Annotated in this window: 12 protein-coding genes and 1 tRNA gene; 7 read left to right on the top strand and 6 right to left on the bottom strand. The window is 35.7% G+C overall.

The window, feature by feature from the left end:
• Positions 1 to 75: 75 nt before the first annotated feature.
• Positions 76 to 149, top strand: a tRNA-Arg gene (locus Q3Y49_RS12225).
• A gap of 68 nt (positions 150 to 217) precedes the next feature.
• Here Q3Y49_RS12225 and Q3Y49_RS12220 read toward each other — a convergent pair.
• The 4 genes from Q3Y49_RS12220 to Q3Y49_RS12205 form a co-directional block, all read right to left on the bottom strand.
• Positions 218 to 871, bottom strand: a complete 654-nt coding sequence (locus tag Q3Y49_RS12220) for a tetratricopeptide repeat protein (protein WP_303268503.1) — start codon at positions 869 to 871, stop codon at positions 218 to 220.
• A 139-nt stretch (positions 872 to 1,010) separates the two neighbouring features.
• Positions 1,011 to 1,565, bottom strand: a complete 555-nt coding sequence (gene def / locus Q3Y49_RS12215) for a peptide deformylase (protein ID WP_303268502.1) — start codon at positions 1,563 to 1,565, stop codon at positions 1,011 to 1,013.
• 2 nt (positions 1,566 to 1,567) lie between these two features.
• Entirely contained in the window at positions 1,568 to 1,981 is a 414-nt protein-coding gene (gene ruvX, locus Q3Y49_RS12210) for a Holliday junction resolvase RuvX (RefSeq protein ID WP_303268501.1), read from the bottom strand.
• A 2-nt stretch (positions 1,982 to 1,983) separates the two neighbouring features.
• Positions 1,984 to 2,733, bottom strand: a complete 750-nt coding sequence (locus tag Q3Y49_RS12205) for an iron-sulfur cluster repair di-iron protein (protein WP_303268500.1) — start codon at positions 2,731 to 2,733, stop codon at positions 1,984 to 1,986.
• Between the two features lie 206 nt (positions 2,734 to 2,939).
• Here Q3Y49_RS12205 and Q3Y49_RS12200 point away from each other — a divergent pair, with 206 nt between their 5' ends.
• From Q3Y49_RS12200 to Q3Y49_RS12190, 3 genes are all read left to right on the top strand, one after another.
• Positions 2,940 to 4,565: a S41 family peptidase gene (locus tag Q3Y49_RS12200; protein WP_303268498.1), complete on the top strand. Its 1,626-nt coding sequence runs from the start codon at positions 2,940 to 2,942 to the stop codon at positions 4,563 to 4,565.
• A gap of 19 nt (positions 4,566 to 4,584) precedes the next feature.
• Positions 4,585 to 5,745 (top strand): homogentisate 1,2-dioxygenase, encoded by a 1,161-nt coding sequence (locus Q3Y49_RS12195; RefSeq protein ID WP_303268497.1) that lies wholly within the window; start codon positions 4,585 to 4,587, stop codon positions 5,743 to 5,745.
• A 141-nt stretch (positions 5,746 to 5,886) separates the two neighbouring features.
• On the top strand, positions 5,887 to 7,284 hold the full coding sequence (locus Q3Y49_RS12190; RefSeq protein WP_303268496.1) for an exonuclease domain-containing protein: 1,398 nt from the start codon (positions 5,887 to 5,889) through the stop codon (positions 7,282 to 7,284).
• A gap of 512 nt (positions 7,285 to 7,796) precedes the next feature.
• Here Q3Y49_RS12190 and dnaA read toward each other — a convergent pair.
• On the bottom strand, positions 7,797 to 9,212 hold the full coding sequence (gene dnaA / locus Q3Y49_RS12185) for a chromosomal replication initiator protein DnaA (protein ID WP_013452169.1): 1,416 nt from the start codon (positions 9,210 to 9,212) through the stop codon (positions 7,797 to 7,799).
• Between the two features lie 320 nt (positions 9,213 to 9,532).
• Here dnaA and Q3Y49_RS12180 point away from each other — a divergent pair, with 320 nt between their 5' ends.
• The 3 genes from Q3Y49_RS12180 to Q3Y49_RS12170 all read left to right on the top strand — a co-directional run bounded on the left by Q3Y49_RS12180 (position 9,533) and on the right by Q3Y49_RS12170 (position 14,847).
• Positions 9,533 to 11,338 carry a methylmalonyl-CoA mutase family protein gene (locus Q3Y49_RS12180; protein ID WP_303268494.1) on the top strand — a complete coding sequence of 602 codons (1,806 nt, stop codon included), beginning with the start codon at positions 9,533 to 9,535 and terminating at the stop codon, positions 11,336 to 11,338.
• A gap of 117 nt (positions 11,339 to 11,455) precedes the next feature.
• The gene (gene scpA, locus Q3Y49_RS12175; protein ID WP_303268492.1) at positions 11,456 to 13,594 is read left to right on the top strand and encodes a methylmalonyl-CoA mutase; all 2,139 of its coding nucleotides are present in this window, start codon (positions 11,456 to 11,458) and stop codon (positions 13,592 to 13,594) included.
• Positions 13,595 to 13,665: 71 nt separating this feature from the next.
• On the top strand, positions 13,666 to 14,847 hold the full coding sequence (locus tag Q3Y49_RS12170) for a PQQ-dependent sugar dehydrogenase (RefSeq protein ID WP_303268490.1): 1,182 nt from the start codon (positions 13,666 to 13,668) through the stop codon (positions 14,845 to 14,847).
• A 458-nt stretch (positions 14,848 to 15,305) separates the two neighbouring features.
• On the opposite strand, the gene Q3Y49_RS12165 is transcribed toward Q3Y49_RS12170, so the two are convergent.
• Complete coding sequence (locus tag Q3Y49_RS12165) at positions 15,306 to 15,890, bottom strand: hypothetical protein (protein WP_303268488.1); 585 nt, start codon at positions 15,888 to 15,890, stop codon at positions 15,306 to 15,308.
• Positions 15,891 to 16,028: the final 138 nt, after the last annotated feature.

Genomic DNA, 16,028 nt, shown 5'->3' with positions numbered 1-16,028 from the left:
TGCAAGCTCATTAGCAAACGTAGTTGATGAAAAAATATTGTTTGATAAGGCAATTCAACTATCAAGTAATTAAATGGCCTCGTAGCATAACTGAATAGTGCACCACATTACGGCTGTGGAGGTTGCAGGTTTGAATCCTGCCGAGGTCACTACAAACAAAAAAACCTGTTTAATTGATTTTAAACAGGTTTTTTTATGGATTCAATGCTTTTCATCTTCACTCGAAATCAGAAGGATAGCATTTTATATCATTACATCTTTCACGAATCATTTCATAAGCTTTCAAATCACCTAATTCTCCTGCTTTACTTAAGTCCAAGCAACCCTCAGAAAGTTGCCCATACTCAATTCTTAAAACTCCTCTTAAGTAATATGCATCTACATTATCTCTATCCTTTTCAATTATTTTGGTACAGTCATTAATAGCATCCTGGTATGCCTCTAATTGTTGTTTCGCCTGACCGCGTTTATAGTAGGCATCCAAATTATTTTCATTCAATTCGATCGTTTTTGTATAGTCATTAATGGCTCCATAATAATCTTGAAGTAAATATTTGATGTTCCCTCGTTCAAAATAGGCTTCCGAAAAATCTTCTTTTGCCTCAATTGACATATTGTAATCTTTCATTGCACCGTGAACATCGGCAAATTTCTGCTTTATATTACCTCTCATGTAATAGGCCTGATGAGCACTTGGATCTAATTTTATTGCTTCGTTAAAGCTGACAATAGCCTCCATGTATTCTTTCTCCTCAAATTTATTGATTCCGTTTTCAATAAATTCTGCAGCTTTTTTCGTTTGAGCACTAGCGAATGATCCACTAATGGCTACAATAATACCTAAGACTAATATTTTTGATAATCGATTCATAATGAATAAAAAAAGTTATATGATAATAGCTGCAATAATTTTGCCAATATTTCTAGATCGACTTTTTTAATTGCATTATTCAAATATAAAAATAAGTTCAAACAAAATAACAGCTAATTACCTGCTGAACTTACATATTCTATTTCTTTAACGGAAACAACATTTTGTAGTCAGCCGTAACCTTGCCTTTACTGATGTTAGCCAACTTTCCCTTTAAAATACGTTTTTTAAAGGCCGAAACATGATCTGTGAATAATACGCCCTCAATATGATCATACTCATGCTGAATCACCCGAGCTACAAATCCATCAAACTCTTTTTCATGTTCTTCCCAATTTTCATCAAAATACTTGATCCTAATATTCGGTTTCCGATCAACATCTTCCCGAATATTAGGAATACTTAAACAGCCCTCCTCAAAGGCCCATTCTTCACCTTCTTCTTCCAGTATTTCTGGATTTATAAAAGCTTGTTTTACCTGAGGTTCACCTTCTTCTTCAATTGGATCCGTGTCAATCACAAAAAGTCGAAGACTTTTACCAATTTGGGGGGCAGCTAAGCCGACCCCATTAGCATTGTACATGGTTTCAAACATGTCATCTACCAATGCCCCTAAATCTATCTCACCCTTTTCTAAATCTTTTCCTCTTGTTTTAAGTACAGGGTGTCCATATGCTACTATAGGATATATCATAATTAATTCTCTTCTAAAAATTGTTGCAATATAATTGCAGCACTAATTTTATCTATATTACCAGATTTCTTATTTCTTTGTTTCCTTTTTGAGCCGGAACTAATCATAGCTTGCATTGCCTCCTGCGAGCTAAAGCTTTCATCCTGCAAATGTAAAGGCATTGTCGGAAACTTCTTCTTAAAAAGATTAATAAATGCATCTACATGACGAGTAGCATCAGTGGCCTCCCCCTCTTCGTTAGTTGGATATCCACAAACCACAGACTCTACTTCTTCCTGCAGGAAATATTCACTTAAAAATTGAATAAGATCTTTGGAATGAACTGTTTCCATCGGGGAGGCAATTATTTTCAAAGGATCTGTAACTGCCAAACCCACTCTTTTAGTTCCGTAATCAATAGCTAGTACTCTGGGCATTATTAATTAAGACGAATAAGCGAATCAAACTTCTTTCTTACTGACTTTTCCAACATCAGGGCTTTAGGAAAAAGAACTTCATTTTCAATTTTAGCATGCACTTTCAATTTATCTTCAAAACGCTCTAATTCAGAAAAAAGGACTTTTGCATTGAGCGGTGTCGAATCTCCAATCGGATATTGATCCATTAGAAATCGAATCCCTTTCATTTCGTCATCATGCACCTCATGGTCAATTGCAAATTTTTGCATATTAAAATTCGGATACTTGTAAAAAAAGCTAGAAGGGTTTTTCTCTTTATCATCAATAGCTTTTAGCTGCGATATATACTCAAAAAGAGTATCTTCTTCTTCATAAATATGATGTACGAAATCCTCTACAAATAACGGAAAAACATCCTTTATTTCTCTTTCTACGGACAGAACATCAGGATGAGAACTATTCAATTTGTTAACCAACTTCACTAAAAAAGGCAAATCCTTTTTGATAAAAATAAAATGAGTATGCTTTAAATAACTGATAATTAAATCAATAGGAAATGAGAGTAATTTAATATTTTCTATTTCCTGGTTTTGATTAATTCTTTCCAGCTCATTTACTACGTAATGAAGATCAACGCCTTTTGTCTGACACACCTTTTCAAGTGAATCTTCTTCGAATTCGTAGTATTCTATACCTAAATAATAAAGAACTGATGCAAAAACGTAGTTTTCAGCAACTAATTCCTTTATTTTCTTTTGAGAGTATTCCACTTTTACTAATTTAGGTATTTTACAAAGGTAATTTAATTTTAAGGCTTTTCAATCCAACGATTTACTAATTTCCTGCGTTATTTGTTAAAATAAAAATTCTTCAACGAGAATTGAGCAAAAATAATTCGAAGGTTAAATTAAAAAAATCACCTGAATATTTCTTTTTTTGCAAATTCCCTGCGACAAGAAAAAATAAAAAATTGCACATGGATAAAAATAAAAATAGTTCATTTCAAATTAAACTGCCCATAATTATTTTTTCAACATTGGCGGCAGGCATATTAATTGGCGCTACAATGGCCAACCCCTCCTCTAGTAAAGATACTGTTTTAGAGGGAATCACAAGAATAAAAGAAATTCTTTTACAAGTTGATCAAAACTATGTGGAAGAAGTAGATACCGATAAACTTGTAGATAGTGCCATTGAAGGAATCATAAAAGAGTTAGACCCTCACACTTCTTACATTCCAGCTAAGGATTTGGAAATGGTTTCAGCTGATTTAAAAGGGAATTTCGAAGGTATCGGAATAGAGTTTAATATTTTCAATGATACACTTTATGTCGTTGCTCCTTTAAGTGGTGGCCCCTCAGAAACTGCTGGGCTACAGTCTGGTGACAAGATAATTGCAGTGGATGATAAAAATATTGCGGGAGTCGGTTTAACCAACAGACAAGTACATGAGAATTTAAGAGGAGAAAAAGGCAGCGAAGTAGAGTTGAAAATCATGCGATCAGGCTTGAAGGAGCCAGTTGAATACAAAATAATTAGAGATAAAATCCCGCAATATTCTGTGGATGTTAGCTATATGGTTGATGAAGAAATAGGATATATTAAAGTAAGTCGGTTTTCTGCAACTACCTATAATGAATTCATGGAGGCAATGAATAAATTGGAAGGTGAAGGTATGCAGAAATTGATTTTAGATTTACAAGATAATCCTGGGGGTTACATGGATAAAGCCATCAATATGGCAGATGAATTCCTTAAGGATAATGCCATGATAGTCTACACAAAAGGAAAAGAAAAAAGGTATAATTCTGAAGCAAGGGCAATTAAAGACGGAAGCTTTGAAGAAGGTTCTTTAATAGTACTCATCAATGAAGGAAGTGCCTCTGCCTCAGAAATTGTGTCCGGAGCAATCCAAGATAATGACAGGGGCTTAATAGTTGGAAGAAGATCTTTCGGCAAAGGATTAGTGCAAATGCCTGTTTCATTAAAAGACGGATCAGAGCTGAGATTGACTATTTCAAGGTATTATACTCCATCCGGAAGATCAATCCAAAAACCATTTGGTGAAAATCCTGATGAATATAGACAGGAAATGAATGAGAGATATGAACATGGTGAGTACTTTGTAGCTGACAGCATTCATTTTGAAGACTCATTAAAATATACTACTAAGAATGGTAGAATTGTTTATGGTGGAGGAGGGATCATGCCGGATTACTTTGTTCCGCTGGATACTGCAGAAACTTCTACTTATTTAAATAAGCTTTTTTTAAGTAATACCTTGAGACAATACACTTTTTCATATTATGAAAAGAATAAAAAAATGTTGGAAAATATGGGTATGCAAGGATTCATCAATAATTTCCAAGTAACAGATGCAATGCTGAAGGAAATAACATCTCTAGCTTTGACTAACAATGTTGATTTAGATGTCGAAGGTTTCAACAAATCTAAAGAACTAATAAAACTGTACAGCAAGGCTTACATTGCCAGAAATATTTGGAATAACGAAGGCTTCTACCCTATCTTTAACAAACAAAATGAAGTCTTTAAAGAAGCACTTAAACTTTTTGACAAAGCTGAAACATTAGCTAAAAAATAATATTCAGAATTTTTATATTATGGCATACTACGTAAGAAAAGGAAATATTCCACCTAAGAGACATACTCAATTTAGGCAACCAGATGGCAGCCTTTATGCTGAAGAATTAGTAAGTTCCTTGGGTTTTTCGGGTATTTATTCCAACCTATATCATATAAATCCTCCTACACGAGTGAAGGAAATCAAGAATTCTGTGGCTTATGGTACTAAGCCAGATAAGGATTTGACTTTACAACAGATACATCTTAATACCTCAGGGGTGAAAAATACAGGAAGTGACTTCTTGGGTAGCCGAAAAGTCTTGTTAATGAATAAAGATGTTTCCATGGCGCTGTGTATGCCAAGTCGCCAAAGCATGGATTATTATTATAAGAATGCGGAAGCAGATGAATTGTTATTCATTCATGATGGGAGCGGATATATGTACTCTCAATTTGGGAAATTGAAAATTCAAGCTGGTGATTATGTGGTAATTCCCAGAACGACTATTTACAAATTAGAGTGGGAAAGCAGTGAAATTAGATATCTAACTATTGAATCTGCAAGTCCAATCGAAACGGTGAGTAGATACAGAAATAAACTGGGCCAACTTTTAGAGCATTCGCCCTATTGCGAAAGAGATATACATCCACCGCAAGAATTGATTACGGAGGAAACCAAAGGCGATTATCATGTAAAAATCAAAAAAGGTGGTTACATCCATCATTATGTTTATGACCATAGCCCTTTTGATTTAGTAGGCTGGGATGGCTTTTTATATCCGTATACCTTATCCATTCATGATTTTGAACCTATTACAGGAAGAATTCATCAGCCGCCTCCCGTGCATCAAACTTTCCAAGCGGCTGGATACGTAATATGCTCCTTTGTACCAAGGCTATTTGATTACCACCCAGATGCAATTCCTGCACCATATAATCATAGTAATATCGATTCTGATGAAGTATTATATTATGTAGAAGGAAACTTTATGAGTAGAAAAGGAATTGACAGAGGTTCCTTTACGCTTCACCCTGGTGGTTTGCCACATGGACCGCATCCTGGAACTGTTGAGAAAAGTATTGGAGCAAAAGAAACTGAAGAGTTGGCTGTAATGCTAGATACTTTCAAACCGTTATATGTTACAGAAGAAGGTAAAGAATTTATGGACAAGAAATATCCGATGAGTTGGACTGAATAATATCTACTGAAATTTTAAAGTAGAAACCTCACAGCTTGAAAAATCTGTGAGGTTTTTCTTTTTATGAGGAACCGAAATTTAAGATATATGTTATCTTTATCTAATCTATTAAACATTCTAACTACAGTCCATACCTAAACCATGTACGCCATAGTTGATATTGAAACCACTGGAGGCTACGCAGCCCGAAACAGAATATGTGAAATTGCAATTATTTTACATGACGGTGAAAAAGTGGTCAAAGAATATCAATCTTTAATCAATCCTGAGCGTCATATTCCTCCACAATTGTCTGCTATACATGGAATTAATGACCAAATGGTGGAAGAGGCTCCTAAATTCTATGAGGAGGCTAAAACTATTCATGAGCTATTAGAAGGAAATATTTTTGTCGCTCATAGTGTAAATTTCGACTATTCATTTGTTAAGGCTGCATTTCAGGATTTGGGCTATGAGTTGAAATTAAAAAAGCTTTGTACAGTCCGCTTAAGTCGAAAGATATTTCCTGGTCTAAAAAGTTACAGCCTCGGAAACATCTGCGAAAACAGAGGGATCAAAATAAATGACCGACATCGAGCTTTTGGAGACGCTATAGCTACAGCAGAGCTTTTCACCCAATTGGTTCAGCATGATAAAGAGGAGGTGATTAAAAAATCATTGAAAAACAATGCTGCTGTCGCCAATGTACCCGAAAACCTAGATCGAAAAGTGTATGAGGAATTGCCTGAGTCCGCAGGGGTTTACTATTTCTTGAATGCCAAAAATCAAATCATTTATGTTGGCAAAGCTAAAAATATCAAAAAGCGGGTAAGCAGCCATTTTGGTGGAAGTAAATTGGAAGTAGCCAAACAAGCATTTCAAAGTCAGATCCATCATATAGATTACTACTTGACTGGAAATGAATTAATAGCGCTGCTACATGAATCGCATGAAATAAGGAAAAATTGGCCAAGGTATAACAGGGCTCAAAAGAATAACAGCCCTGGATATTCTATCCATCTATATGAAGATCGGCAGGGTTATAAAAGATTGCAACTGGGTCGAAAACAAGCAGGAATGCAAAATTTAATGCGCTTCCCCAACCATGCTTCTGGTTTTAGCTTTTTAACAGAGGCTAGCAAGAAACTCAAAATTTGTCCAAAATTTGCCGGAATACAATCCAGCCCGGGGGCTTGCTTTGATTATAGTCTTAATTTATGTGAAGGAGCATGCACTGGTGAAGAATCTATCGCACAACATAATGAAAAAATTCAAGGTTTTATTGATTACTGCACATCCGAAAAAAGCGATTATTTGCTAATGGGAGCAGGAAGAACTATTGAAGAAAAGGCTTTTGTTTTGGTAGAAGAAGGCTACTACAAAGGCTTTGGGTTTTACAATCAAGAAGAAGCCATAGAGCAGTGGGGAGATTTCAGAAACTATTTAATCCAATACCCTGACCATCCGGAAATTTATAAGATTTTAAGTAGTGAACATGCCACTAAAAATTATAGGAAAATCAAGAAAGAGGCTTTTTTGAAGAGGAAAGAGTCCGTTTAGAATTGACCAAAATGCACATAGAATATCAATTCAATATCACTAAAGGCATTATTATTTACTTTCATTTTCACTCAACTTTTTTCTACTATATAACAAGACTAAAAACTAGCTAAAGCTGGAGATTTAACCACAGAAGAATCAAAAGAACAGCCAAAGGCTGTTTAACCCTGGCTTATATCCTGTAACACAGGACCATCTTGTTATCTTCTTTGAAGTTCAGTTCAATAGACTGCGGTAACTTGATGAAAAAGATACAAGAAATCAAGAAAGTTTAATGCTTCTGCCCTTAATGTCATCGCTGGCTTGTCTGAGCAAGCAGGCTCGCTAAACTTTCCTCCCTCCCTATTTTCCAAGTTGCTCGGAAGTGGTCGATTTAATCCTTTACTATTATAATGCTGAAATTCAATACCTTAAGGCGATTAAAATCTTGTAGACTAATTCCTATATGAGACAATAAAAAAATGACTGGCTATTAATTTCAATATGGTTTCCCATTGGGGGGGGCAGCGGGCTTAAACCTTCTTCATTTTAAAACGCTTCTTCAGTTCTTCCATTTCTTCACGGAAACGTTTATCCACTTGCATCATGTCATTGACTGACTGCACTGCATGAATGACGGTAGAATGGTCTCTGCCTCCAAAATGATAGCCTATAGATTTTAAGGAATGGTTGGTGTGTTCCTTGCAGAAATACATAGAAACCTGACGGGCTATTACTATTTCCTTCTTTCTAGTTTTTGCTTTCAGGTCATCGATTTTCACTGCAAAATGCTCTGCAATGGTTTTTTGAATGAAATCAATGCCTACTTCTGATTCAATATCATGTACAATATTTTTCAAAGTCTGCTTAGCCAACTCTAAATCGATTTCTTTACGATTTAAAGAAGCATGAGCAATCAATGAAATCAAAACACCTTCTAACTCTCTGATGTTAGTATCGACTGAGTAAGCTAAATATTCAATCACATCTTCTGGAATGTGAATACCATCGCTCTCCATTTTATTTTGGATGATGGCTATTCTGGTTTCCAGATCAGGTTGTTGCAAATCAGCGGTTAATCCCCATTTAAATCTGGAAAGCAATCTATCTTCCAGTCCTTTCAAATCCCTAGGTGGACGATCGGATGTCATAATAATTTGCTTACCATTTTGATGCAAGTGATTAAAAATATGAAAGAATATTTCCTGTGTTCTTTCTTTACCTCCTAAAAATTGAACATCATCAATAATTAAAGCATCAATATGTAAATAGTAGTTAGAAAAATCTTGAATTTTATTATTTCTTAAAGCATCGATAAACTGATTTGTGAATTTCTCGGACGAAACATACAAAACGAATTTACCATTCAACGTATCTTTAATTTCATTCCCTATGGCTTGAACCAAATGGGTTTTACCCAGTCCTACTCCGCCATAAATCATCAACGGATTGAATGAGGTTATTCCTGGTTTTTTCGCTACCGCATAACCGGCCGACCTAGCCAATCGATTACAATCTCCTTCAATAAAAGTGTCAAATGTATAATTTGGATTGAGCTGTGAGTTTTGTTGACTCAAATCTACACCATTTAAAGCAAATGGATTCAAAGGCTGCTCCCTTTGCTGTTCCTTTGGTTTGTTAGATTTATTGTTGTTCGGTAAGTTGATAGTAAATGGTTTATACTTATCGTTTCCCTTATCAACAATAACTGAGTATTCTAATCTACCTTCCGGCCCAAGTTCCTGATGAATCACTTTCCGCAGGATATGTACATAGTGCTCCTCTAACCACTCATAGAAGAATTGGCTCGGGACTTGAATCGTTAATACGTTATTTTCAAGCTTAACCGGCTCAATAGGAGAAAACCAAGTGTTAAAACTTTGCTCCCCTACTCCTTCCTTTATGGAGTGAAGACAATTATTCCATACTGACTGACAGTCTTTAACCATTCACACTAATACTTGACGGATTGTTTATTTGAGTTCCCTATTTCCCCTCAGGGCTGACAAAAATGATAAAAAAATAGGGAAGAAAAAAATGCGAATTTACTTGACAAGCTGTTAAATACAATTCAGTCAATTTATGGTTATAAATCACTTGAAAATTCTTTAAAAAATTACATTTTATTATTTGAATAATCTGCTATTGAATCGTAGACACCGTGCAAGAAAATAGTTAAAGATCTTGATTTAAATACCTTTTATAAATTTATCGTTTATTGCTAGAATGAAAAGTGTTAACTTTAACTATTGAAACGACAAAATTGAAAATGAGTAATACAAAATTATTTGAAGATTTTGATAAAAGTTCTGCGATAGACTGGAAAAATCAAATTCTAAAGGAATTAAAAGACAAACCTTTTGAAAATCTGATCACCAAAACTCCAGAGGGCATTTCTATTAAACCGTTTTATCATAAAGATACTTCGGAGGACTCAAAAGTTAACATTCAAAACCAGGTACAAAAGTTCAACGATGCTCTACCAGCCCGTTATTGGGCCAACCAATCAAAGGTAGTGGTCAAGTCCGAAAAAGAGGCTAATCTATCTGCATTGGAAGCATTAAATGGAGGGGCTGAAGGAATTATTTTTGTGATTGAAAAAGCCGACATTAATCTAGATACATTATTAAAAGATATACAGCCAGAGTACTGCATGATTTCATTTGAATCAAATGATCCTTTTTACTCCTTGATTTCTCAATATTTGAATTACATAAGTGCTCACGGTATCGATAGCAAAAAAATAAGCGGTTTTTATCATTGCGACATTATAGAAGGACGAGATGCTGGAATTATAGGGATTAATGCTAAAGATTTCGAAAACATTGCAGAGCTAATCCGACATTCGGATGAATACCCAGATTTCAAGCCGTTATGTATCAGCAGTAACTTATTTCATAATTCAGGATCCAATATTACTAATGAGTTGGGGTTATTGCTAGCAAAATCAGTTGAGTTCTTTGATAAATTAACTGATTTAAAACTAGAACTCAACAAAATATTGAAATCTACAATTTTTTCTTTTGCGGTAGGCAGCAATTACTTTTTTGAGATTGCAAAATTAAAAGCATTTAAGTTTAATCTTTTAAAAATAGCTGAAGCTTATAATAGCAAAATTGGACCTGATGATATTTTCATTCATTGTAACACTAGTATTAGGACAAAATCGGCTTTAGATTTTAACGTTAACCTTTTACGCAATACCAATGAGGCCATGGCTTCAGTAATGGGTGGATGCACGAGTCTTTGGGTTCAGCCGCATGATGAATCAGCAGGAAAACCATCCAGTCCCACCTTTAAAAGAATTGCCTTAAACATATCAAACATATTAAAAGAAGAATCTCATTTAGATAAGATTGTGGACCCAAGCAAGGGGAGTTATTATATTGAAACTCTCATTAAAGAAATATCTTCTGCTTCGTGGAAATTATTCCTAGAACTTGAAGAAGATGGTTCCTATGACCATCATTTTGAGAATGGGAATATTCATCAAATCATTGATACTGATGCAGCGAAAGCAGAACAAAACTTATGGGCTCGCAAAAATTTGATGGTAGGTGCCAATACTTATCAGCTAATAGGAGAAAAAATCAGTGCCTATCTAGATACTGAAGAAAGTGGCAAAAGTCTGGAGGCTAAAAGACTTACCTCTACAATCGAACATATGCGATACCGAGTGGAAAAACTAGTTGAAGAAAAAGGTGAGAATGCTCGACCAATGGCTCAAATAGTTTTGCTCGGCACTGATGCAATTAGCAAAGCAAAATCAGATTTTGCATACAGTTTTTTAGGAATAGCAGGAATTGGCATTTCTTCTGAAAAAATTATTAAAGATTTAGATGAAGAAACGTCAATGGATAAGAAGGCCAAGATCATTGTCTTGTGTTATGCCGAAACTCCTAAAAATTTGTCAAAGTTTATTGCTAAACAGAAGGGATTAGTTTTGATAGCTGGCCAGGAGCCAAACGAAGCCGAATTACAAGATTCCGGTTTGTATGCTTGTATCAATAGAAATGCTGATACAAAGAAATTTTTAGACCAATTATTAAAAGACTTAGGAATAGCGCTGATATGAAATGACGATAAATATTCAAGAGCGAATTTAAATTTACTGCCTGAAGAATATTTATTGCGAATTCCATCCCGATAAATACGGGACAACTTGTGGCAACTAAACAGAAATCATTAACATATGAAACCTGATTTTTCACGAATAAAAACAATAAATACTGATAAAGCTGAAAGCAAGCCCGATTCAAGAGCAGATTGGAAAACTGCAGAGAGCATTTCGGTTCCGCCCATAATTGATGCTTCCACTATTAAAGATGCTGAGCATATTGGATTTATAGCTGGAAAAGCACCTTATTTAAGAGGCCCCTACAGCACCATGTACGTACAAAGACCTTGGACTATCCGTCAATATGCAGGTTTTTCCACTGCAGAAGAATCCAATGAATTCTATCGAAAAAATCTTGCCGCTGGACAAAAAGGGCTTTCCGTAGCTTTTGATTTAGCCACTCATAGAGGATATGACTCAGATCATCCAAGAGTAGAAGGAGATGTAGGAAAAGCGGGAGTGGCAATTGACAGCATTTTGGACATGAAAATTCTGTTCGACCAAATACCCCTAGATAAGATGTCAGTTTCAATGACCATGAATGGTGCCGTAATCCCGGTTATGGCCTTTTACATTGTGGCTGCGGAGGAACAGGGTGTGAAACCTGAGCAACTTTCAGGAACCATTCAAAATGATATCTTGAAGGAATTTATGGTCAGGAATACTTACATATATCCACCGAAGCCTTCTATGAAAATTATTTCCGATATTTTTGAATATAGTAGTAAGAATATGCCCAAATTCAATTCTATCAGTATCAGTGGCTACCATATGCATGAAGCGGGTGCTACTGCTGATTTGGAATTGGCATATACTTTAGCTGACGGATTAGAATATATCAGGGCAGGTTTAAAATCAGGGTTAAAAATAGATGAATTTGCTCCCCGCCTATCCTTCTTCTGGGCTATTGGTATGAATCATTTTATGGAAATTGCCAAAATGAGAGCTGGAAGACTATTGTGGGCGAAAATTGTCAAACAATTTAATCCTGAAAACCCTAAATCTTTGGCCTTAAGGACTCACAGCCAAACTTCCGGCTACAGCTTGACAGAGCAAGACCCTTACAATAATGTGGCAAGGACTTATATTGAAGCAAAAGCGGCTGCACTTGGACATACACAATCTTTACATACTAATGCTTTGGATGAAGCTATTGCTTTACCTACTGATTTCTCAGCAAGAATAGCGCGTAATACACAATTGTTTTTGCAACATGAAACTCAGATTACTAAAACCGTTGATCCTTGGGGAGGCTCATATTATGTAGAATTCCTTACTGATCAGCTTGTTAAAAAGGCTTGGAAATTGATTGAAGAAGTTGAGGAAATGGGCGGCATGACCAAAGCCATTGAATCTGGATTGCCTAAAATGAGAATAGAGGAAGCTTCGGCCAGAAAGCAGGCGGGCATTGATTCGGGTCGTGAAGTAATTGTAGGGATTAATCGCTATAGAACTGAAGAGGAAAGTGATATAGAATTACGAGAGGTTGATAATACAGCGGTTTTGAAATCTCAAGTAAAACGATTAGAAAAGTTAAAAGCCGACAGAAATGCAAAAGCAGCTCAAAAGGCTTTAGAGGATTTAGCTGAATGTGCTAAAACCGGAAAAGGTAACTTATTGGAATTTGCTGTTGAGGCGGCAAGAAAAAGAGCCACTTTGGGAGAAATATCAGATGCGATGGAAGAATCATTTGGAAGACATAAAGCTACAATCCGCTCTATTCAGGGAGTTTATTCTGGTGAAGCTGGAAACAGTGATGACTTTAAAAAAGCTCAAAAACTAGCTAATCAATTTGCACAATTAGAAGGTAGAAGACCTAGAATATTAATAGCAAAAATGGGACAAGATGGACATGACAGAGGTGCTAAAGTAATTGCTACCAGCTTTGCTGATTTAGGCTTTGATGTGGACATTGGGCCACTTTTCCAAACCCCAGAAGAATCAGCCATGCAAGCAGCTGAAAATGATGTGCATATTGTGGGGGCATCAAGTTTAGCAGCCGGACATAAAATGCTAATTCCTAAATTGATCAACGAACTTAAAAGGATTGGCAGAGAAGATATTATGGTAATTGCAGGAGGTGTAATTCCGCCAAAAGACTATGATTACTTGTATGATGCTGGAGTAAGTGCCGTATTTGGTCCGGGTACAAATATTGCGAAAGCAGCAAGTCAGATTTTGGAGAAATTGATGTCTGAGGAGGAAGAAGTTTAACAAACCCGAAACTAAGGAATTAATTAGCAGACGAAATTTATAAATAATCAAAAAAAATAAAACTTACATTCATGAGAAAAATAAAAGTTGTTTTAACTGTATTATCACTTGTACTCATATATGCCTGTGGAGGTAATACTGAAGAAAAAACAAATGTATCAGAGACTGAAATAAAAAAGACAGTACAAATAGACTCATTAAGAGCCGTTAATGATAGTTTATTATCTACACTAAACTTACCAGAAGGATTTGAAATTTCTATTTATGCTGAAGTTGAAAATGCACGCTCAATGGCATTATCTGAAAATGGAACTTTGTTTGTTGGGAACAGAGGAGAAGATAAAGTTTATGCGGTGCAAGACACCGATGGAGATGGAATAGCAGATAAAAAATATATTTTGGCTGACAGCTTAAATATGCCAAATGGAGTTGCCTTTAAAGATGGTGATTTGTACGTGGCTGAGGTAAACAGAATCTTAAAGTTTTCAGACATTGAGAACAATTTAGAAAGCCCGGTTTACGAGGTGATTTTTGACGATTATCCAACAGACAAGCATCACGGTTGGAAATATATTGCTTTTGGCCCTGATGGAAAATTGTATGTACCAGTTGGTGCGCCATGCAATATTTGCAATAACCCTGATAAACCCATTTATGCCAGCATTACTCGAATGAATCCTGATGGCACTGAAATGGAGGTATACGCAGAGGGAGTTAGAAATTCAGTAGGTTTTACCTGGCATCCTGAAACTCAGGATTTATACTTCACTGATAATGGCAGAGATATGATGGGTGATAATATACCTCCATGTGAACTTAATGTTGCCACAGAAAAAGGACAGCATTTTGGCTATCCTTTTTGCCATGGAGGTGACATACCTGATCCTGAGTTTGGAGGCTTGAGAGACTGTGATGAATTTAAAAAGCCTTACAGAAACCTTGGCCCTCACGTAGCCCCACTGGGAATCAAGTTCTATACTGCTGATTTATTTCCTGAAAAATATATAAACCAAATTTTCATAGCAGAGCACGGTAGTTGGAATCGTTCTAAAAAAATAGGCTATCGAATTCAGATGGTGAGCAACACTGATGCCGGTGAACCTACTTATGAAACTTTCATAGACGGTTGGTTAAATCACGAAGAGCAAGATGCTTGGGGCAGACCTGTGGATGTTATATTAAATGATAAAGGCGAAATGCTAATATCAGATGACTTAAGAGGACTGATTTATAAAGTGACATATAAAGGATAATTTTAGTTCTAATTTAAAAATAGAAAAGGTTGAGTTATTCAAAACTCAACCTTTTTTTTGCTAAAATTTTCAAAGGTTTTTTATCACCTTGAAGATTAAATTTTACAAATATTTTCTACAATGCCATAGAATTATAATACCAATACTGTAGCAGTCCAGGCATATGGCTTTAAGTTTCTTCCAATCTTTTTTCTTGATAAAAAAGATAGAAAAAATCAAGAAAGTTTAATGCACCTACGCACAACTCCAACGCTGGCTTGTCTGAGCAAGCAGGCCCGCTAAACTCTCCCCCCTCCCGCCTTTCCGAGTTCCTCAGAAGTGGTCGAGATATTTCATTAGCTTCATTTAATACTAAAAGCATTATTATTTGTCTTGAAATATTGTTTATACACTTAATCCACAATTATAAATAGTTCAATTAGTGCTAGGTCTGCTTCCTAAATTGGAAACAGTACTTATCAATCATTCGGAGGTGTAATCATAATATGTGCTCGATGAGTTCCAGGGTTCATAATCCATGCACCACCGGGTACCAAGGGTCGGATTGGCAAGCCGGTTGATTCTGCTGTGGCAAACGGAATATAAACAACATATCGCAAATTAGCATTGTCAACTTTACCAGTCTCAACATTATATTTCCCCTCTTTTCCTGATAAAACATGAAGAGTAGTTGGATTTTCAGGCATTTTTAGTTCACCAGATTTCGCCTCTTTTTCTCTAATCTCAAAGATTGCATCAGGTCTTTTGCCTTCCGCTCTTAATTCATCTCCTCTTTTCATAAATGGATGAAGATCTTTATGATAACAAGCAACACTAAACCCTTCTTTATTGGGATCATCTGCTATGCAAATTTGCTCGTTTGTTCCTTCTCGCAAAAGAACCTTATTACCATCTTTATCAAAACCATAAACAGTAGCCCCTGCCTGTTTTTCTGGTGGAGCTGCTTGCACAGCAGCAGCAATCTGACCTTCTTTATCAGGGATTTGGGCCTGACATGATAAAAGGCTAAAAATAAAAATTGGAAGCAGGAAAAGTAGTTTCATTTTTAAAATATTTTGAATTGAATAAAAAGTATAATTACAAGTTAATCAAATAGATTAAATTATCTAAATCAAGTAATAAGGCTTTAAATTAAAGGCTTTCAAAGTTATCATCTTGGTACGGGATAAAGAAATAACTAT

The sequence above is a fragment of the Marivirga harenae genome (genome assembly GCF_030534335.1).
In the GTDB taxonomy this organism is placed as follows: domain Bacteria; phylum Bacteroidota; class Bacteroidia; order Cytophagales; family Cyclobacteriaceae; genus Marivirga; species Marivirga harenae.
Note: the sequence above shows the minus strand (reverse complement) of the source record. Positions and strands in the feature narration are given on the sequence as shown.

Excerpts from the sequence above, each read along its gene's own strand:
- Q3Y49_RS12220 (WP_303268503.1), bottom strand. The coding sequence starts at position 871 with ATGAATCGATTATCAAAAATATTAGTCTTAGGTATTATTGTAGCCATT.
- dnaA (WP_013452169.1), bottom strand. The coding sequence starts at position 9,212 with ATGGTTAAAGACTGTCAGTCAGTATGGAATAATTGTCTTCACTCCATA.
- scpA (WP_303268492.1), top strand. The coding sequence starts at position 11,456 with ATGAAACCTGATTTTTCACGAATAAAAACAATAAATACTGATAAAGCT.
- Q3Y49_RS12165 (WP_303268488.1), bottom strand. The coding sequence starts at position 15,890 with ATGAAACTACTTTTCCTGCTTCCAATTTTTATTTTTAGCCTTTTATCA.
- Q3Y49_RS12170 (WP_303268490.1), top strand. The coding sequence starts at position 13,666 with ATGAGAAAAATAAAAGTTGTTTTAACTGTATTATCACTTGTACTCATA.
- def (WP_303268502.1), bottom strand. The coding sequence starts at position 1,565 with ATGATATATCCTATAGTAGCATATGGACACCCTGTACTTAAAACAAGA.
- Q3Y49_RS12180 (WP_303268494.1), top strand. The coding sequence starts at position 9,533 with ATGAGTAATACAAAATTATTTGAAGATTTTGATAAAAGTTCTGCGATA.
- Q3Y49_RS12195 (WP_303268497.1), top strand. The coding sequence starts at position 4,585 with ATGGCATACTACGTAAGAAAAGGAAATATTCCACCTAAGAGACATACT.
- ruvX (WP_303268501.1), bottom strand. The coding sequence starts at position 1,981 with ATGCCCAGAGTACTAGCTATTGATTACGGAACTAAAAGAGTGGGTTTG.
- Q3Y49_RS12200 (WP_303268498.1), top strand. The coding sequence starts at position 2,940 with ATGGATAAAAATAAAAATAGTTCATTTCAAATTAAACTGCCCATAATT.
- Q3Y49_RS12190 (WP_303268496.1), top strand. The coding sequence starts at position 5,887 with ATGTACGCCATAGTTGATATTGAAACCACTGGAGGCTACGCAGCCCGA.